A 19,546-nucleotide genomic window follows, 5' to 3' on the forward strand; every position below is an offset into this window, starting at 1 on the left:
GATCACTCGATATTCTTGCGATATGCCCATTAAATGCCACGCCAAAAAATATATGGTCCGAGCCGACCAACGGGAGGTGAGCGATCGGGATGTTCGAGAAAGCGCCGTTTCGTCCGCGGCGGCGGTGGTGGCTTTCGCTTCTGCTCGTCATGGCGTTGCTCGGCGCGGCCGATGTGCCGTTGTTCGGAGCGGCGCAGGCGACGGCTGAGACGGCCGAGCGGGTCTTGGTGCTCTATGAAGGGTTTGAGCAGGGGACAAAACAGAGTTATGCGAAGGACACCGTCAATCTCCCGACGGGACCGTGGGAGCTCGACGATGCGCTGCTTGGTACAGATGCAAGGGATAAAAAAATTGGCAATCAGTCCATCCGCATCCAAAAAAGCGGATCGCTGACGATGAACTTCGATGTGACCGTGACCGATGTCGCCTACGTAGAGCTTTGGCATGCAAATGCAGGATTTTCTGGAGACGTGGGCGGCAAATGGAAGTTACAGTACTCGATCGACCAAGGGCAAACGTGGCAAGACGCCGGACCGGAAGTCCCCAGCGGTTCGACGCTGGAAAAAGCTTCCTTTGAGATTCACCACACCGGTCCGATCCGCTTCAAAGTGCAGAAGACGGATGGCTCGACCCAAACGCCGCCCCGCATCAACATCGACGATTTTGCCGTCTACACCCTGCCGTCCGCCCCGCCGGCCGAGGCCGTCCAGCAGCTCCAGGCCGACCCGGAGAACGTCGTCCTTGATCTCCAAGAACATCGCACCGGGCAGCTTTCGCTGACCGCCGTCTTCGCCGACGGGAAAACGGCGGACGTCACGCCTTACGCGACGTACGCGAGCGCCGATCCCCGCATCGCGACGGTGGATGCGGGCGGTCTCATCACCGCCGTCTCTCCCGGTCAAACGGTCGTCCAGGCGGTCTACGGCGGCCTCACGGCGCGCGTCGACGTCACGGTCCGTGAGGCGCCGCCGGCCAAGGATACGTCCGCCCTGCACATCATCCACACGAACGACATCCACGGGAAGATTCAAGATTTTGCCAAGCTGGCCAGGGTGATCGAGCGCACGCGCGCCGAACACGCCTATACGCTGGTGATCGACGACGGCGACCAGTTCAGCGGTGATGCGGTGACGGATCTGGCCAAAGGGAAACCGATGGTCGAGCTGTTCAATGCGGTGGGCCTCGATGCCATGGCCATCGGCAACCATGATTTCGACTACGGGCCGGAGATCATGATGGAGCGGCGGAACGCCTCGACCTACCCGTGGCTGGCGGCCAACGTCCGGGTGGTCGATTCGGGCGCGACGCCCGTCGCCCCGCCGGACCCGTACGTCGTGATCCAGATCGACGAAGCGGGACACAAAACCGTCTACCGGCCGGGAGACGCCTACGACCGGGACAAGCCCGGCGTCCTCACCGTCGGCCTTCTGGCCATCACCCAGGCGCCGCCGGCGACGGCGCCGAAGAACGTCGTCGGGCTTGCGTTCGACGATTACGCGGAGACGATCGAACGATACCTCTGGCTTAAAGATCAGGTGGACGTCTTCATTTTGCTCAGTCACGTCGGCTACCCGGACGACCAATCGCTGGCCGAACGGTTCCCGCAGTTCGACCTCATCATCGGCGGGCACAGCCATACGACGCTGAACAAACCGTCGGTCGTCAACGGCGTCCCCATCGTCCAGACCGGCGCTCATTTGACCCATATCGGCCACACGTGGCTTACGATCGATCCGCAGACGAAGCGGGTCACGGCGGTGGACGGCGAACTGATCCCCGTCGCTTCTCTTTCGGAGGCCGATCCGAAGATCCAGGCGATCGTCGACCGCTACACCGAGGCCGTCCAAGATGTCCTCAAAGAGCAAGTCGGCGTCACGAAGAACGGACTTTCGCAGTCGGGGAAAAACAGCGGCGACGTCCCGCTCGGCAACTTCTGGACCGACGCCATGCGCTTCTATCTCCAGGACATGCATCCGGACATTGCCTTTATGAACGCCGGCGGCATTCGGGATGACTTAAAGCCCGGGCCGATCACCAAAGGCGATCTGTACCGCATCGAGCCGTTTGCGAATCAGCTGACGGTGATCGACCTGCCGGGCCGCGCGCTCCGCGAGATCCTTCGATATTCCTACACGCGCGAGGGGCGCAACAGCATCGATCTGCAGGTGTCCGGGATGCGCTATACGATCGTGACGGACGCCCTCGGCAACTTCAAAGACGTCACGATGGAAATCGGCGGACAACCCGTCGACCCGGACAAGGTGTATCGCGTCGTCGTGCCGGATTACATCGGTACCGGCGGCTCCGGCTATCCGTTTCCGGCGCTCGGCGAGATTCGTTTCACGATGGTCGGCCTGGTCACCGACGCGCTGGAGCAGTATGCCCGACACTTGATGGCGACCCAGGGGAGCGTCGAAGCGAAGAAGGAAGGGCGCATCCGGATCCAGCGCACCGGCGACGTGCCGGATCTTCCGCTCCTTTCCATCCGAGAGGCGCGCAACGTCGCCGAAGGAACGCCCGTCCGCGTGCAGGGCGTCGTCACGACGACCCCCGGCGCGTGGGGCGCCAAAGGCTTTTACCTCCAGGATGACACCGGCGGGCTTTACGTCTATCAGTCGGCGTTCGATGTCCGGCGCGGGGACCTGGTCGAGGTGATCGGGAAGACGAAAAACTACTTCGGCGAGTGGGAGATCGACACGCCGCTCGACGTCCGGGTCCTGCAGACGGACCAAGCCCTTCCCGAGGCGAAGACGATTCGCCCGGATCAGGTGCAAGAGCATCAAGGGGAACTCGTGCGCCTGGCGGATGTCCTCATCTCCGAACTGAAACCGGTCAACGCGTACGGCACGTTTGAGTTCAAGGCCACCGACGAGGCGGGACGTGCCGTGGTCGTCCGGGTGGACAATCGCACCGGATTGGCGTACCCAGATTTCACGTTCCGAAACGGCGATCGCGTCGACGTCGTCGGCGTGGCGAGCGTCTACAACGGCGTTTATCAGGTCAAGCCCCGCGGGGCGGAAGACATCGCGGCGCCTTCTCTCCCCGCTCCCGAAGATCGGCCCTTCCGCATCCTCAATCCAAGCCTCGACCGGACGGACGGCCTTCGGGCGACCGTCACCGTGGGACCTGCTTCGGCCTTTGCCGGAAGCGCCGTGGTCGTCTTCCAGCTCTTAGAGCGCAGCGGGGACGCGCCTGAGCCGGCCGGCATCGTCGCGTTGGACCAGGATGCCTGGTCGGGAGAACCGGAGACGGTGCATGCTTATTTTAACGTCAGCGGGAAGGCATATATTGTAAAAATTTATGTTCTCGATGCGTTTTCGAGCGATCCGGACCGAGCGCCTCGACCGCTGGCGGATCCGGTCGAACTGCCCTGAAGCCGAACGGCGCTCACACTTCACCGCGCATCGGCGAATGCCAGGCCGCCGGCCCTGCCGGCGGCATTTGCGTGCGGTCCGGGTTTCCCCGATCTGCGGTGCGAAACTCGTCGTTTCCCAAACGTTTACCAAATCTTTACGGAGGATTTACATCGGATCAACAAAGTCTTTACAAAATTAGTGGCTATTCGGTTGGTTCCGTGATACGATCATTTTCGGTCGGCCGGAAGCGAACGGCGTTGCGGTCGTTTGAAGATTTCAAGTCAAAGTTTTCAGGGGGGAGTGCGATGCGCGCATCTCGCGGGTCCCTTTTGCTGTTCGGCGCCCTCTTGGTGGCGACGGTCGTACTCGCGGGGGCCAACACGGCCCGGGCGGCCGGGGTGACGCTCCTCGTCAACGGGGAAGACGTCACCGTCGATGCGGAACCGTACCTGAAAAACGGCCGGACGATGGTGCCGGTCAAGTTTATCGCGGACAAGCTCGGTTACAAGAGCGAGTGGGTCGCGGCGACGAAGCAGGTGAAACTCAGCCGCGGAGGCGACGTTCTCTGGCTCCAGGTCGGCTCCACGACGATGTATAAGGGCGCCCACAAGACGACGCGCGTTCCCCTTGATGCGGCGCCGGAGATACAAAACGACCGCACCATGGTCCCGGCCAAAGCGGTGACAGAGGCGTTTGGCGGGAGCGTCTCGTGGGAACCGACGGCCAAGGTGGCGAGCGTCATCACGTACAAAGCCGAACCGTTTCCGAAGAAGGAGATCGTCGTCGGCCTCATTCCGTCGCAGGAAGCGCAGGCACTGGCCGACAAGGCGAAGCCGTTTGCCGAGAAACTGCAGAACCACCTGAAGTTGCCGGTCAAGGTCTACGTGGGAACCGATTATACGGCGACGATCGAGGCGATGGGGGCCAAGCAGGTCGACGTCGGCATGTTCGGTCCGCAGTCGTACGTCCTGGCCCACGACCGAGGCTACGCCGACGTCCTCCTCGCCAGCGTTCGGAATGGTTCCAAAACCTATCGCTCGCAGATCGTCGTGGCCAAGGACGCGCCGTTTCAATCTCTAAAAGATCTCAAGGGGAAAAAGATCGCCTTCGTCGATCCGGCGTCGACGTCCGGGTACACCTATCCCCTTGCGATGTTAATCGAGGCGGGGCTGGATCCGGAAAAAGACGTCACGCTTGTCGAAGCCGGCGGCCACGACAAGACGATTCTTGCGCTCCTTCGGGGCGACGTCGATGCGGCGTTCAGCTTTGACGACGCCCGGGACATCGTCGAAAAAGCCGATCCGAACGTCAAAAAGAAGACGCGTATCCTCGCGAAAAGCGATCCGATCCCGAACGACGTCATGAGCGTCCGGAGCGATCTTTCGCCCTATTGGAAGGCAAAGCTGAAGGAAGCATTCAAAGTTCTCGCGCTCACGGAAGACGGCAAAAAGGATCTCAAGGCGATCTACAACATCGACGGTTTTGCCGACGTGAAGGACAGCGAGTACGACATCGTGCGGCGAACGTTCCGGCTGCTCAAAAAATCATAAAGCGAGTCAAAGCGACGAATCCGCAACCGAAAGCGGCGTGACGCCCGATCCGCTTCCGATCGCGGCCCTCGAAGGGGACGGATGCTGCCGGCAGGGCGGAAAGAACGGGTGGGCCTCGGCGGGCCGTCGTCGTCGGATCGAGCCGTGCCCCCACCGCCCGGCAGATGCTTCCGGACGCGATGAATCCCTTCTCGAGCGAAGCGACAGATCGAGCCCGGCCTTCCTTTGGCCGGGCTTTCGTCTGGCTCCAACTTATGCGTTCTTTGCCTCGTCGCTCTCCACCTGCATTTTGCGCCAGCGGATTTTTTGTCCGGCGCCGTAGAGTTTAAGCCCGTAGAGGAGCATGATGGCGATGACGGCGATGAGCGTTTCGCTCATGCCCACGTCCTGGATGATCACCTTCCGGGCGATGGTGAAGATCATGATGTCGATGATGAGGACGAAGTCTCGTTTGAGGAGGAGAAGGGCGATCTCGAGGCCGATGAGGTAGAGGAGAGCGTCGGAAAGGAAGCTGCGGAAGCGTTCGGAGAGCTCCCAGGTGAGGATGTAGTTGGCGAGGGCCGTGACCATCATCGCCCCTTCGCCGAGGACGGCGAAGATGATGATGACGGCAAGGAGCCACTCGAACAGATGGATCGCGCGGATAAGGATGCGGCTTGGGAGGCGCACGGATGACCACCCTTTATCGTGAGAATGGGGATCGCGAGAATGAGGGAGGTTGGAAACGAACGGCAGCGGTCGGAGCCCGACCAGGGATCGACCATATTGTAACTGAGCGTTGGCGCGTTTGACGGGGGCGCGCGGGATATTTTTATGTCCGCTAGACTCCCTCCACCACGATCGCGGCTTTGGAGGCGCCCGTCCGGTTTGTTAAAATTAAAGTTGGAGGTTGGGGATCAAGGCGTAAGGGTGGGATCCTGATGGAAAGCGGGAAAATTCTCCCCTTTCGTTCCCGGTCGGCCCCCTGGTCCGACGCCGAGACTCGGAAACTGCGGGTCGAGGTGGAAGACGTCATTCGGGAGCTTCCGGAAGGTTACCGGGAGACGGCGCGGCAAATCGAAGCGGCTTTGCGGGCGGCGTATCCGGAGTCCGCGATTTTGACGGCCTTGATGCTCTGGGCGTTGTTTGCCGTCATGACAAAACCGCGGACGCGAAAGCGGGCGGTCGACGTCGCCGCCATGGTGTATTTGATGTCTCAGTTTTTTGACGAAGTTCCCCGCTCGCAGAAGGAGGTGGCGCAGCGATACGGCGTTTCGCCATCGTCCGTCACCCGGCGCGCCCAGGAGCTGGCCGATTTTTTCGTCGACGTGCTGGACGACGTGGAATCGCTTGGGGAGCGGCTGGAAGGAGACGGGGACGACGATGATGGGGGGCGCGGCGATTTCGAGGGGGACGAGGCAGAGGATCGGGACGAAAACGAGTGGGGCAAAGCGGGCGGTCGGCGCGCAGACGTCGAGGGAGAAGAGGCGGAATGGACGGCTGAGGCATACGATGGTGGCGGCCCGGCGCCGATCGTCGCGCCGCCGTTTCCGAGCGACGCCAAGATTGGCGAACGGTATTCTTTTCTGCTCCATGCTTATCTCGAGGCGCATGGCATTGAGGACGAAGAAGGGCTCCAGGAGGTCGTCCGGAAGTTAAACGCCGATCCGGATTTTTTTGAGCGCCAGGAGTCTCCCGATCCTCGTTTCAAGGCGCAGATGCTCCTCTACGATGCCTGGGAAGCGAACTCCCCCCGTCTGAAGAAGCGGCTGGCCCGGCAGGCCTTGAAGATCTATGCGGATGCGGCGGATGCCTATGTCATCCTGGCAGAACAGGCATCGACGCCGGAAAAAGCGCTCGAGCTTTTTGCCAAGGGCATCGAGGCCGGCGAGCGCGATTTGGGGCCGGAGACGATTGAAGCGTTTCGCGGGCATCTGTGGACGTATGTCCCTGCACGACCGTACATGCGCGCTCGGGCGGGGCATGCGGCGGCGCTGGATGCCCTCGGGCGAACGGACGAGGCGATTCGGGAATACGAGGCGCTTCTTGAGCTCAACTTCGACGACCATCAGGGAAATCGCTATTCCCTTTTAACCCTCTACGTCAAAGAAAGGCGGTACGAAGAAGCGGCCCGCCTGCTGAAGCGGTATGGAGAAGAAGCGAGCGCTGTTTGGGCTTACGGGGCGGTTTTGGTCGAATACGGACGCCGGGGGCGCACGCGGAAGCTCGGCCGGCTTTTGGATCGGGCGGTGGAGGTCAACCGCCACGTCGTTCCTTTTCTTCTCCATCTGCGCCCGCTGCCGAAGGTGCCTCCGGTCTGGATCGCCCTCGGCACCGAAAGCGAGGCGGTCTCGTACGTTTTCGAAAACGGCCCTCTCTGGTGGCGGGAAAAGGAGCTTATGCAGTGGCTTCGGTTGCGCTGGCGGGCGACGTCAAGGCCGTAAAGCGCCGGCGGGCAGGCGATGGCCGTCGGGCGATGTTCGTTTTTGACGTCGTCTGCCGTCGGCTCGGTCGGACGGCGGTTTTTTTGTCTCTTTCTCGAGGTCGGGACGGCGGGCCGGTTCCGTTGCGCCCGCCCCGCCGTTAGGGTCGGCTAGGGCAAGGTCAGGCATCGGGACTTCGGCAGGCATCGGGACTTCGGGAAAAATTTCCCGGTAAGACGACGAACCGATCGGAGCGGCAAAGGAGGCGTTCACCGTGCGGCTCGACGAGGCGGCGATCGAAGCGGAACTTCGGCGGCGGCCGGAGTGGGTTCGGGAAGACGAAAAGTGGATCGTCCGGCGGTATCGTTTTCCGTCTTTTCCGGCGGCGATGGCCTTTGCCCAGGCGGTGGGGGAGATCGCCGAGGCGGCGGGGCACCACCCCCTCATCGCCGTCGATTACCGGGCGGTGACGCTCCGGCTTTCGAGCTGGCAGGCGGGGGGGCTGACGGCTCTCGATTTTGACCTGGCGGACCGGTTCGATGCGGCGTACCGGCGCTTCGTCCCGGAGGAGAGGCCGGCGGAGCGGGCGATCGACCTCAACGCCGACGTCGGGGAGGCCGCCGGAGAAGCGGCGGCGCTGGAGCTGGAGCTTCTTTCGCACCTTTCGTCGGTCAACGTCGCCTGCGGCTTTCACGCCGGCGATCCGGATGGGATGGTGCGGACGGTGCGGGCGGCCCTCGCCGCCGGCGTCGCGGTCGGGGCGCATCCGGGGCTCCCGGACCGGTTCGGCTTCGGCCGTCGGTGGATGGACCTCGCCCCGGCGGAGATCGAGGCGATCGTCCTCTACCAGCTCGGGGCCCTCGCGGCGCTCGTCCGGGCCGAAGGGGGGCGCCTCGCCCACGTCAAGCCCCACGGCGCCCTGTACAACCGGGCGGCGGACGATCCGGCGGTGGCGGCGGCGATCGTCCGGAGCGTCCTGAAGTTCGATGCGGGGCTTTTCCTTTACGCCCTCGCCGGAAGCGCCCTCGAGCGGGCGGCCCGGGAGGCGGGGCTTCGCGTCGTGCGGGAGGGGTTTGCGGACCGGGCATACACCGCCGACGGGCGCCTCCTTTCCCGGCGGGATCCCCGGGCGGTGCACCGGGACCCGATCCGCATCCGGGCGCAGGCGCTTCATCTGGCGGCCGGAGAGGCTTTTCCGTCGGCGGAGGGGACGCCGGTCCGGGTGGCGGTCGATTCGATCTGCCTCCACGGCGACACCCCCGAGGCGGTCGCCCACGCCCGGGCGGTGCGGGCGGCCCTCGAGGCGGCGGGTTTTGCCGTTCGGCCGCCGGGCGGCGGATGAGGCGGCCGCCGGGAGAGACGCGAGGCCGTCGGACGAAAGAGGAGACCGCCGAACGAAGGGCGAGGCCGCCAAACGCAGCGCGAGGCGGGCCGGCAGACGCTGAACAAGGAGGAGGGGGCGATGGCGGTGCCGGAGCGTCCCCAACGCTGGGTGCCGCTCGGGGAAGGGTTGCTTTTGCTCGAGTTCGCCGACCGGCCGTCGCCGGCGGTGACGGAAGCGATCGTCCGCGTTCGGGACCGGCTTTTGGCCCGGCCGTTTCCCGGCCTTCTGGAGCTCATTCCGGGATATACGACGCTCGGCCTCCTTTACGATCCGGAGGCGGTGGTCGCGGCGCTCGGCGGAGCCTCGGACGGTTCCGGAGCGGAGGCGGCGGATCCGGCGGAGGCGGCGAGGCGGCTCGCCGAGGCGAGCCTGAACGCCGGAGAGGACCCGGCCCCGGACGGCCGGGGGGATCGGTCCCCGCCGTCGGCCGCTTCCGGGGAGGCGCCCCGCCCCGCGGCGGAGCCGGTGGAAATCCCGGTGCGCTACGACGGGGAGGATCTCGAGGCGCTCGCCGAACGCACCGGCCTCTCCCGGGAAGACATCGTCCGGCTGCACAGCGGGACGATCTACACGGTGTACATGATCGGCTTTATGCCGGGGTTTCCGTATCTCGGGGAGGTGCCGGAGCCTCTTCGCGTGCCGCGGCGTTCGGTGCCCCGGACCCGCGTGCCGGCCGGCGCGGTCGGCATCGCCGGGGCGCAGACGGGCATCTATCCGTACGAAAGCCCCGGCGGCTGGTGGATCATCGGCCATACGCCGCTCAGGATGTTCGACCCGGCGGCCGACCCGCCGGTGCGGCTTCGCATCGGCGATCGGGTGCGCTTTGTCCCCGTCGAATGACGGAGCCCGTCGCAAAGGGAAAAAGACCGGATCGGGCGGTCGGCCGGGACGAATCGGACGGCCGGGAAAGATCGGCCGAAAAGATCCGTCGACCGGAAGGAAAGGGGGTCGGGCGATGCGTGGACGACAGGCCGAAGAGGAGGCGGCGTCCGGGGCCGTTCCGGCGCGGCAGGCGTCGGCGGCCGTCTTGATCGTGGAAAACGGCGGCTTTTTCACGACGGTGCAGGATCTCGGCCGCCCCGGCTACCGGGCGAGCGGGGTGCCGCCGGCCGGCGCGATGGACCCGGAGGCGCTTCGGATCGCCAACCGCCTCGTCGGCAACCCGCCGGGCGCCGCCGCCCTGGAAATCACGCTGGCCGGCCCCGCCCTTCGTCTCACCGAGGGCCGTCTCGTCGCCCTCATGGGGGCGCCGGGGCCGGCAGAGGCCGTCTTTCCGGACGGCCGCGTCGAGGCGGTTCCGTTCGGGCGGCCGTTTTTCCTTCCGTCCGGAGGCCGGCTCCGGATCGGGCGCCTGGGGGGCGCCCGGGCGTATGTCGCCGTCGCCGGCGGGATCGCCGTCCCGCCGGTGCTCAGTTCCCGGAGCACGTACCTTCCGGCCCGCTTCGGCGGGTTGGAGGGCCGGCGGCTCGTCGCCGGGGATCGGCTCCCCCTCGGCGGGGGCGGCCTTTCGGCCCTCCCGCCGGATGCGGCCCGGGCGGCCCTGCGGGCCTGGGGGCGGGCCCGGCCGGCGGCGGCGTTTTTCCCGGCGGAGCATGCGGTGACGGTGCTGCGTTTTCTTCCCGGCCCGGAGTGGGACTGGCTGACGGAGGCGGCGCAGGCGGCGTTTTTGGGGGAAGTCTTTACCGTTTCGCCGGCGTCGAACCGGATGGGCGCCCGGCTGAAGGGGCCGCCCCTTCCGCTTTCCCGCCGGGAGGAGCTTTTTTCGGCGGCGGTCGACTTCGGCGTCGTCCAGCTTCCCCCCGGCGGCGGGCCGATCGTGCTTCTTTCGGACCATCAGACGACCGGAGGCTACCCCCGCATCGGCGCGGTGATCGCCGTCGACCGGCCGCTTCTCGCCCAGCTTCGCCCCGGGGACCGGGTGGCCTTTTACGCCGTCGGCCGGCCGGCGGCCCTCCGGTGGCGGATGGAGCGGCGGCGGCATCTCCGGCAGCTGGAGGCGGCGATCGCCCTGCGCTGGGCGGCGGCCCTCGCCGCGGCCGGTCTTCGGCCGGACGCCTTCGATCCGGCGGCGAGTCTCGCCAGAGCGGACGCGGCCGCCGGGGGGACGACGACGGCTTGAAATCAGGCGAACAAAATGGTTAAATAAGATCCGCAACGTACGGTTACCGTTTAACGTTTTACATTAGGAACGTCTTATCGTTACGAATCTGAAGTTCCGACCCGCCGGAGGCGGCGGGAAGCCGGAGCGGGCGACGCGGCGCGAACGCCGATCGGCGGGGTGCCGGGCGGCCCCGCTCCGGCGTCGTCCTGCCGGAGGCGGCGGCCCGGATCCGGCAAAACGTTCGGCCGAAACGCGGGGAGCGGGAGGGACGAAAAGGCGGCGAGGATAAAGCGATTCGCCCTGGCCGCGGTCCCTGGCCGCGGGGTAAACGGCCCGACCGCGAGTTCCGCGAAAAGCAGCCTCAGGAGACGGTCGCTCAGGCGGAACGCGGGAGACCGCGATCGGTGAGCCCCCGTCGATGCAGCAGGAAGCCACCGGACGGGTATCCCGCCGATGGGATATCGGTCTATGATTTGGGACGAAAGATGCCGTTTCGTTTGCCGACGCGGGACACGAAGGAAGGGTTGCCGGTTGATCGAGCGCTATACGCGGCCGGAGATGGGCGCGATCTGGAGCGAAGCGCGCAAGTTTGAAATCTGGCGGGAGATCGAGGTGCTCGCCGTGGAAGGGTGGGCGATGCTCGGCCTCGTTCCACGGGAGGACGCGGTGAAAATCCGGGAAAACGCCAAGGTGGATCTCCGGCGCATCGCCGAACTCGAGGCCGAGACGCGCCACGACGTCGTCGCCTTTACGCGGCAGCTTTCGGAGACGCTCGGTCCGGAGCGGCGCTGGGTGCACTACGGCCTGACGTCGGCGGACGTCGTCGACACGGCCTGGGCGGTGCGGATCAAAGAGGCGAACGAGCTTTTGTTTCGCGATCTCGTCGCGCTGCACGATGCGCTGGCGGAACTCGCCCTCCGCCACCGGGACACGCCGATGATCGGCCGCACCCACGGCGTTCACGCCGAGCCGACGACGTTCGGCCTCAAGATGGCGTATTTTCGCGAAGAAATTCGCCGGCATCTCGAGCGGTTTCGGGGGGTGGCCGACCGCATTCACGTCGGCAAGCTCTCCGGGGCCGTCGGCACGTATGCGTCGGTGCCGCCGGAGGTGGAGGCGTACGTCCTCGGGCGGCTCGGCCTCGGCCGGGCGCCGGTGGCGCTGCAGACCCTTTCCCGGGAGCGGCACGCCGAGTACGTCGCCTTCCTCGCCCTCGTCGCGGCGACGGCGGAGAAGATCGCCGTCGAGCTCCGGCACCTTGCCCGGACGGAGGTGGGCGAGGTCGAAGAAGGCTTCGCGCCCGGCCAGAAGGGCTCATCGGCCATGCCGCACAAGAAAAACCCGATCGGCCTGGAAAACGTCACCGGCCTCGCCCGCCTCGTCCGCGGGTATCTCCTGCCGGCGCTGGAGGACGTCGCCCTCTGGCACGAGCGGGACATCTCCCATTCGTCGGTGGAGCGGGTGGCGATCCCCGACGCGACGACGGCCCTCGATTTTCTGCTGCACCGGCTGACAGCGATCCTCCGGCGGCTCGTCGTCCGGCCGGAGCGGATGGCGGAAAACCTCCGGCGGACGGGGGGGCTTTACCTTTCCGGCCGCGTGCTCAATGCCCTCGTCGCCGCCGGCTGGAGCCGGGAGGCGGCGTACGATCGGGTGCAGGCCCACGCGCTGGCGGCGTGGGAAGGAGGGCCATCGTTTGTCGAGCGCATCCGGTCCGATGCGGCGATCGCGGAAGCCCTCGGGCCGGACGGGCTCCGGGCGGCCCTCGACGAGGCGGCCTATTTCCGGCACGTGCCGGCGATCTTCCGGCGGATCGGCCTTTGGAGGCCGGCGGACCGGGGAGGGGCGCCGGCGGAGCAAGCGGTGGAGGGCGAAAGGCCGGAAGGCGCCGAAAGGGCGGTAAAAGGAGCGGATGGCGGGATGGACGGGATGGGCGCGTGGGGCGCGGCCCTCGAACGGAGCGATCTTCTTGCCCGGGGGAAGGCGAAGGACGTCTACGGGACGAACGATCCGGCGGTGCTCTGGCTCGAGTACCGGGACGACCTGACGGCATTCGACGGGACGAAAAAAGGCGTCCGACCGGGGAAAGGCCGCCTGGTCGCGGCAATCTCCGGCTACTTCCTTTCGTATCTCAACCGGCACGGGGTGCGGACCCACTTCCTCGGGCAGCCGGCGCCGCGGGTGCACCTCGTGCGGCGGCTTGTGATGCTGCCGCTGGAAGTTGTCGTGCGCTTTGTCGTCGCCGGGTCGCTGATCAAACGCCTCGGCCTCCCCGAGGGGACGCCCCTCGGTCGACCGATCGTCGAGTTTTACTATAAGCGGGACGATCTCGGCGATCCGCTCCTCACGGAGGCGCACATCGAGGCGCTGGGGCTTCTGGCGCCGGAGACGCTGGATGCGCTCAGGCGCGAGGCGATCCGGATTGGCGAGCTCCTCCGGGCCCATGCGGCGGAGGCGGGGCTCCTCCTCGTCGATGCCAAGTTCGAGTTCGGCCGGGACGACGGCGGGGCCCTCGTCCTCGGCGACGAGATTTCGCCGGAGACGTGCCGCTTTTGGGACCGGGAGACGAAGGACATCCTCGACAAAGACCGCTTCCGCCGGGACCTGGGCGACGTCCTCGACGGCTACCGGGCGGTCGCCGAGCGGTTTGGCCTCGCCGCCCTCGCGGACGGCGACGGAGGCGGCGCGTGAGGCACCGGGACGGAGGCGCGATGTGAAAGCGGACGAAAAACGCTTCGGTGGCGGCTTCGGTCGGACGAGACGGACAAAAGGGGCGAGGCGGATGAGCGGGCTTACGCCGGAGGAGCTTGAGGCCGTCGAGGCCGGGCTCGGCCGGGCGCCCAATGCGCTTGAGCTGGCGCTGTTTGAAGCGCTCTGGTCGGAGCACTGCAGCTACAAGCACACGAAGCTGCTTTTAAAGCGGCTTCCGACCCGCGGGCCGGGCGTCGTCGCCGGGCCGGGGGAAGGGGCCGGGGCGGTCGCCTGGCGGGACGGCCGGGCGGTCGTGTTTAAGCTGGAAAGCCACAACCATCCGTCGTACGTCGCGCCGTTCGACGGGGCGGCGACGGGACTCGGCGGCATTTTGCGGGACGTGTTCGGCATGGGGGCGGAGATCGTCGGCGCGGCCGGCGCCATCTTCGCCGACGGGGCGACGGCGAAGGCGTCGGGCCTGCTGGACGGCGTGATCGCGGGCCTTCAGGCGTACGCGGCGGCGTTTGGCGTCCCGGTCGGCGCGGTGCTGGCCGTCGACGACCCGGCGTACGCCCAAAACCCGCTCGTCAACGTCCTCGCCGTCGGCGTGGTCGCGGTCGACCGTCTCGCCCGGAGCGCCGCCGGCGAAGACGATCTCGTCTTCGTCTATGCCGGCCGGCCGACGGACTTGGACGGCGTTCGGGGGGCGGCGTTCGCCTCGGCGGCGTTCGGCGCGGCGGCGCCGGCGGTGCGGGTGCCGAAGGCCGATCCGGAGGCGGGGAAGCGGCTCTACCGGGCGACGCTCGCCCTCATCGCCGCCGGATGGGTTCGGGCGGTGCAGGATATGGGGGCGGCGGGGCTGTTGAGCGCCAGCGCCGAGATGGCGGCGAAGGGCGGCCGCGGCGCGACGCTCTGGCTCGACCGGGTGCCGGAGGCGTTTTTGCCGGCGGGGGAGAAGGCGATCACGCCGGAGGCGGCGGAGGCGATGATGCTTTCCGAAACGCAGGAGCGGATGCTCTTCGCCGTCCGGCGCGGAGACGTCCCGGCGGTGCTCGCCGCTCTGGCGTCCCACGGCGTGCCGGCGGCGGCCGTCGGTGAGGTGCGCTCCGACGGCCGGTACGTCCTTGTCGCCGGCGGCCGGGTGCTCGCCGACGTTCCGGTCGCCCTCCTCGTCGACGGCGTGCCGCTTCACGACCTCCGGGCGCGGGTCCCGGGCGCGGTCCTCCGGCCGCCGGCGAACGGGCCCGGATCGGCCGGGGCGGCGGACGGACCTCCGGCGCCCGGCGCGGGGCTTGCGGGGAGCGAGGCGGCTGCCCTGGCGGCGTCCTTCGGCTCTGCCGTGGAGCGGGCGGCCCGTTCGGCCGTCCGGCGGTGGTTCGGTCCGGGCCGGGGGCCGGTCGGCGCCGTTCGTCTCCCGGCCGAGGCGGCGGACCGGCCGGCGGGCGGACTTTTGTATACGGTCGTCGCCGACCCGGCGCTCGTCGCCCGGGACGCCCGGCGGGGGACGGCGGCGCTCGTCGTCCGGGGCGCCCTCCGGCTGGCGCTTCGGGGTGCCCGGCCCCTCGGGGTGACGAACAACCTGAACTTCGGCGATCCGGCGGATCCGCGGGTGGCCCGGGATCTCGTCGAGGCCATCGAAGGTCTGGCCGCCGGGGCCGAGGCGCTCGCCCTTCCGGTGGTGAGCGGCAACGTGAGCCTCTACAACGCGACGGCAGGCCGGTCGATCCCGCCGTCGCCGGTCGTCGGTCTCGTCGGCGATGCGCCGGAGGCGGCGCTCGCCGGCCCCCCTCCCCTTGCGCCGGGCGACGTCCTCGTCTGGATCGTGCCGCCGGCGGACGCGGCCGGTCCGCCGCGAGACGGGGCGGCGGACGGCCTGCCGGCTCCCGCGGCCCTTCGTCCGTGGATCGAAGCGCTGGGGGCGGCCCGGCTCCGGCGGCTCTTTACGGCCGGCGTGCCGGTGGAAGGGGCGGGGCCGGTCGAGGCGGCCGCCGAACTTCTGCTCCTTCTTCTCGACGAAGAAGAGCGGTCGGGCCGGGCGGCTCCGGCGGGGGCGCGGGGGCGGTCGGAGGAGGCGGCGCTTCCCGAGCGGGCGCTCGTCTTTGCGGCGGAGGACGGCGGGCCGTTCGTCGGCGGTTCGCCGGCCGGCGGGCTGGCGGATCCCCTGGCGCCGGAGAATGTCAGCGCGGCCGTCGTCGTGGCCGCCGGGGAGGCCGTCCCGGCCCTTCGGGCGACCATCGAGGCGGCCGGCGGTCGGGCGGCGGTGCTGGCCCGGGTCGTGGCGGCGGACGATCCGGCGGCGGAAGCCGGGATCCGGCTTTCGGCCCTTCGGGCGAAGGCCGCCTCGGCGGTCGATGCATTCGTGTTCGATGAAACCGCGGCCGAGGATCCCGCCACGGCCGCGGAGCGCGTACGGCCCGATGGAACCGGTCCGGACCGGAGAGAGGAGGCGGCGCGATGACGGAAAAGGCCCCTCGCTCGGGCGCGGAAGACGCCCGGATCCCGTCCTCCCCTTCGGCCGACGGGCTTTCGGCCGAGGAGCCGGAGGCGCCCGGCACCGCGGCGTATCGCCGGGCCGGCGTCGACGTGCGGCGGGGGTATGCGGCGGTCGAGCGGATTCGGGCGCTGGCCGCCCGGACGCACGACGGGCGGGTGCTGTCGGGGATCGGGGGCTTTGCGGCGCTCTATCGCCTCCCGGCCGGAGGCGAGGCGGAGCCGGTCCTCGTCGCGGCGGCGGACGGCGCCGGGACGAAGGCGCTCCTTGCGGCGCGCACCGGCCGTCACGAGGGGATCGGCGTCGACGTCGTCGCGATGAACGTCAACGACATCGTCGCCCAGGGGGGACGGCCGCTCTTTTTCCTCGATTACATCGCCATGGGGCGGATCGTCCCCGAGACGGTCGAGGCGCTCGTCCGGGGCATGGCGGACGGCTGTCGGGAGGCCGGGTGCGCCCTCGTCGGCGGCGAGACGGCGGAGATGCCGGACGTCTACGCCGAGGGGACGTACGATGTGGCCGGCTTTGCCGTCGGCGTGCTGGAAGACGGGGTGCGCAAGCGGCGGCCGGTCGCGGCCGGCGACATCCTCGTGGGGCTGCCGTCGACCGGCATCCACGCCAACGGGTTTTCGCTCGTGCGGCGGATTCTGGAAGCGCACCGGCCGAACCTCGAGGCACCGTTCGAGGGAGGAACGCTCCTCGAGGCGCTCCTTCGGCCGACGGCGATTTACGTCCCGTGGCTCAAGGAGGCCGGGCGGGATCCGGCGGTGAAGGCGATGGCCCACATCACCGGCGGCGGCTTTTACGAAAACGTGCCGCGGGTGCTTCCGCCGGGGCTTCGGGCCGTCGTCCGCTTCGGGACGTGGCCGGTGCCGGAGGTGTTCCACTGGCTTCGGGCGCATCCGCTCCCGGGATCGCCGCCGATGGCGTGGCCGGAGATGGCCGGCGTGTTCAACATCGGCCTCGGGATGATCGTCATCGTGGCGCCGGAGGGGGTCGACCGGGTGCAGGCGGCGATCGCCCGGGCCGGCGGCCGGGCTTTCGTCGTCGGGGAAGTCGTCTCGGGGGAGCGGTGCGTCGCGTTTGTCCCGTGAAGGAGCGTAAGGGGCGCTTTTGGCCCGAGACGATGTCCGGCGGGGGAAGATCGGGGGGCCGGCGTGCCCGCCGGGCAAGGGGCCCCGCCGGGCGCGTCGGCAACCGCGGTGAGGGGCCGAGGCGACGGCGTGTGCGGCGTCCCCCTCGGCCTGAGGAGGGATCAGAAAGAGGGGGCAATCGGATGGTTTCGGAGGGGGCGACGGAGGAGTCTTCCGCCTTTCCGTCGACGGAGGAGAAGGTGCCGGTCGCCGTCTTCGCTTCCGGACAGGGAACGAACGCCCGGGCCCTCTGGCGGGCGCAGGACCGGTGCCGCTTTCGCGTCGTCACGCTGGTGAGCGACCGGCCCGAGGCGCCGGTCGTCGCGTGGGCGAGGGCGGTCGGGCTTCCGATCTGGGCCCGTTCGCCGAAGGCGTTTCCGGACAAAGGGGCGTACGAGGCGGCGGTGCTTTCCCACCTCCGGGCGCACGGCGTCCGGTGGATCGCCCTCGCCGGATACATGCGCCTCGTCGGGCCGACGCTTCTTGAGGCGTATCCGAACCGGATCGTGAACGTCCATCCGTCGCTTCTCCCGGCGTTTCCGGGCAAAGACGCCGTCCGGCAGGCGCTCGACTACGGCGTCCGCGTCACCGGCGTCACGATCCACCTGGTGGATGCGGGCATCGACACGGGGCCGATCGTCGCCCAGGCCGCCCTCCGCATCCGGCCGGGGGAAGCGGCGGAGACGCTTCTTGAGCGGCTGCACCGACTGGAACACCGGCTGTATCCCCGGACGCTCGACCGGCTCGTCGCCGAGCCCCATCGCGTCGTCGGCCGGACGGTCGTCTGGTTAACCGAAACGAGGGAGGGAGGACCGGCGTGGGGCGGTGGATGATCCAGCGGGCGTTTTTGAGCGTGTCGGATCGGACGGGGCTTTTGGCGCTGGCGGAGCGGCTTTCCCGGCGGGGGGTGGAGCTCGTCGCCTCGTCGGGGACGGCGGCGCACCTTCAGGCGGCGGGGATCCCCGCGACGGACGTCGAGGCGCTCACCGGCTATCCGCCGCTTCTCGGCGGGCGGGTGAAGACGCTCCATCCGGCGGTGCACGGGGCGATCCTCGCCCGGCCGGATGATCCGGTCCACCGGGCGGAACTCGAGGGGCACGGCATCCGGCCGTTTCAGCTCGTCGTCGTGAACCTCTACCCGTTTCGGGAGGCGCTGGAACGGTCCCGCGATCTGGCGGCGTGGGTGGAGGAGATCGACGTCGGCGGGGTCGCCCTCATCCGGGCGGCGGCGAAAAACCACGCCCACGTTCTCGTCGTCGTCGATCCGGCCGATTACCCGGCGGTGATCGAGGCGCTCGAGGGGGAGGCGGACGAGGCGGCGTGGGCGGAGCTTCGGCGGCGGTTTGCCGTCAAGGCGTTTCGCCGGACGGCCTTTTACGACGCCTTAATCGCCCGGGCCCTGGCCCACGCCTACGGACTCGAGGCGCTCCCGGACGTCTGGGTGGCGGCGTACGAGCGGGTCGCGGCGCTTCGTTACGGCGAAAATCCGCACCAGGAGGCGGCGTACTACCGGGACCCCCTGGCGGGGCCGGAGGCGCTCGTCCGGTTCGTGCAGCACCAGGGAAAGGCGCTTTCGTACAACAACATCCAGGACGCCCAGGCGGCCCTCGCCCTCGTCCGGCGGTTTGAGGCGCCGGCGGCGGTGGCGGTCAAGCACATGAACCCGTGCGGCGCCGGCGTCGGGGAGACGGTCGAGGAAGCGTTCGAACGGGCCTATGCGGCCGATCCGGTGTCGATCTTCGGCGGGATCGTGGCGGTGAACCGGCCGCTTTCGGCGGCCCTGGCCGATCGCCTGAAGGGGCTTTTCCTCGAGGTGATCGTCGCGCCGTCGGCGGAGCCGGAGGCGCTCCGCATTCTCGCGGCGAAGAAAAACGTCCGGGTGCTCACCCTGCCGGAGGAAGGCGGCGTCCGGCCGGCGGCGTTTTCCCGGACGGCCCCCGACCGGTTCGGCGCCCTCGTTCCGGAGGCGGTGACGACGTCCGGGGGGCTTCTCGTGCAGACGCCGGATGCGGGCGACGACGATCCGGCCGCCTTCCGGGTGGTGACGCGCCGGGCGCCGACGGAGGCGGAGTGGCGGGCGCTTCGTTTCGCCTGGGAGGTCGTCCGCTTCGTCAAATCGAACGCCATCGTCCTCGCCCGGGAGGGGATGACGGTCGGCATCGGCGCCGGGCAGATGAGCCGCGTCGGGGCGGTGAAGATCGCCGTTCAGGCGGCCGGCGAGCGGGCCCGGGGGGCGGTGATGGCGTCGGACGCCTTCTTCCCGATGCCGGATTCGATCGAGGTGGCGGCGGCGGCCGGCGTGACGGCGGTCATCCACCCCGGCGGCTCGATCCGGGACGACGAGGTGATCGCCGCCGCCGACCGGGCCGGGATGGCCATGGTCGTGACCGGCGTGCGGCATTTTCGACACTGACGCTTGCGGCGAAGCGGCGGCCAAA

At 68.4% G+C, this 19,546-nt stretch carries 12 protein-coding genes and 1 pseudogene; 12 read left to right on the top strand and 1 reads right to left on the bottom strand.

The window, feature by feature from the left end; genetic code table 11:
- Positions 1-89: 89 nt before the first annotated feature.
- Positions 90-3,374: a 5'-nucleotidase C-terminal domain-containing protein gene (locus K2M58_RS01610; protein WP_220678006.1), complete on the top strand. Its 3,285-nt coding sequence runs from the start codon at positions 90-92 to the stop codon at positions 3,372-3,374.
- Between the two features lie 287 nt (positions 3,375-3,661).
- Complete coding sequence (gene phnD / locus K2M58_RS01615; RefSeq protein WP_220678007.1) at positions 3,662-4,906, top strand: phosphate/phosphite/phosphonate ABC transporter substrate-binding protein; 1,245 nt, start codon at positions 3,662-3,664, stop codon at positions 4,904-4,906.
- Between the two features lie 252 nt (positions 4,907-5,158).
- On the opposite strand, the gene K2M58_RS01620 is transcribed toward phnD, so the two are convergent.
- Entirely contained in the window at positions 5,159-5,575 is a 417-nt protein-coding gene (locus tag K2M58_RS01620; protein WP_066203248.1) for a hypothetical protein, read from the bottom strand.
- Positions 5,576-5,826: 251 nt separating this feature from the next.
- Here K2M58_RS01620 and K2M58_RS01625 point away from each other — a divergent pair, with 251 nt between their 5' ends.
- The 10 genes and pseudogenes from K2M58_RS01625 (at position 5,827) to purH (ending at position 19,521) form a co-directional block, all read left to right on the top strand.
- A complete protein-coding gene (locus K2M58_RS01625; protein ID WP_220678008.1) occupies positions 5,827-7,329 on the top strand; it encodes a hypothetical protein in 1,503 nt (500 codons plus the stop codon).
- 253 nt (positions 7,330-7,582) lie between these two features.
- Positions 7,583-8,650, top strand: a complete 1,068-nt coding sequence (locus K2M58_RS01630) for a 4a-hydroxytetrahydrobiopterin dehydratase (RefSeq protein WP_220678009.1) — start codon at positions 7,583-7,585, stop codon at positions 8,648-8,650.
- 120 nt (positions 8,651-8,770) lie between these two features.
- On the top strand, positions 8,771-9,532 hold the full coding sequence (pxpB, locus tag K2M58_RS01635) for a 5-oxoprolinase subunit PxpB (protein ID WP_220678010.1): 762 nt from the start codon (positions 8,771-8,773) through the stop codon (positions 9,530-9,532).
- A 115-nt stretch (positions 9,533-9,647) separates the two neighbouring features.
- Positions 9,648-10,811, top strand: coding sequence for a 5-oxoprolinase subunit C family protein (locus K2M58_RS01640; protein WP_220678011.1), 1,164 nt, complete (start codon positions 9,648-9,650; stop codon positions 10,809-10,811).
- A 513-nt stretch (positions 10,812-11,324) separates the two neighbouring features.
- Positions 11,325-12,614 (top strand): annotated as a pseudogene (gene purB, locus K2M58_RS12505) (adenylosuccinate lyase); the annotation flags it as partial.
- A gap of 108 nt (positions 12,615-12,722) precedes the next feature.
- Positions 12,723-13,484, top strand: coding sequence for a phosphoribosylaminoimidazolesuccinocarboxamide synthase (purC, locus tag K2M58_RS12510; protein ID WP_252393568.1), 762 nt, complete (start codon positions 12,723-12,725; stop codon positions 13,482-13,484).
- A 91-nt stretch (positions 13,485-13,575) separates the two neighbouring features.
- Complete coding sequence (locus tag K2M58_RS01650) at positions 13,576-15,942, top strand: AIR synthase-related protein (protein WP_220678013.1); 2,367 nt, start codon at positions 13,576-13,578, stop codon at positions 15,940-15,942.
- Positions 15,939-17,069, top strand: coding sequence for a phosphoribosylformylglycinamidine cyclo-ligase (purM, locus tag K2M58_RS01655; RefSeq protein ID WP_220678014.1), 1,131 nt, complete (start codon positions 15,939-15,941; stop codon positions 17,067-17,069). The genes K2M58_RS01650 and purM overlap by 4 nt, the downstream gene beginning before the upstream one ends.
- Before the next feature lie 182 nt (positions 17,070-17,251).
- Positions 17,252-17,941 carry a phosphoribosylglycinamide formyltransferase gene (gene purN / locus K2M58_RS01660; protein ID WP_220678015.1) on the top strand — a complete coding sequence of 230 codons (690 nt, stop codon included), beginning with the start codon at positions 17,252-17,254 and terminating at the stop codon, positions 17,939-17,941.
- Entirely contained in the window at positions 17,938-19,521 is a 1,584-nt protein-coding gene (gene purH, locus K2M58_RS01665) for a bifunctional phosphoribosylaminoimidazolecarboxamide formyltransferase/IMP cyclohydrolase (protein ID WP_220678746.1), read from the top strand. The genes purN and purH overlap by 4 nt, the downstream gene beginning before the upstream one ends.
- The last annotated feature ends 25 nt before the right edge of the window (positions 19,522-19,546 follow it).

It is taken from the genome of Hydrogenibacillus sp. N12, assembly GCF_019645935.1.
Lineage (GTDB): Bacteria > Bacillota > Bacilli > Thermicanales > DSM-22653 > Hydrogenibacillus > Hydrogenibacillus schlegelii.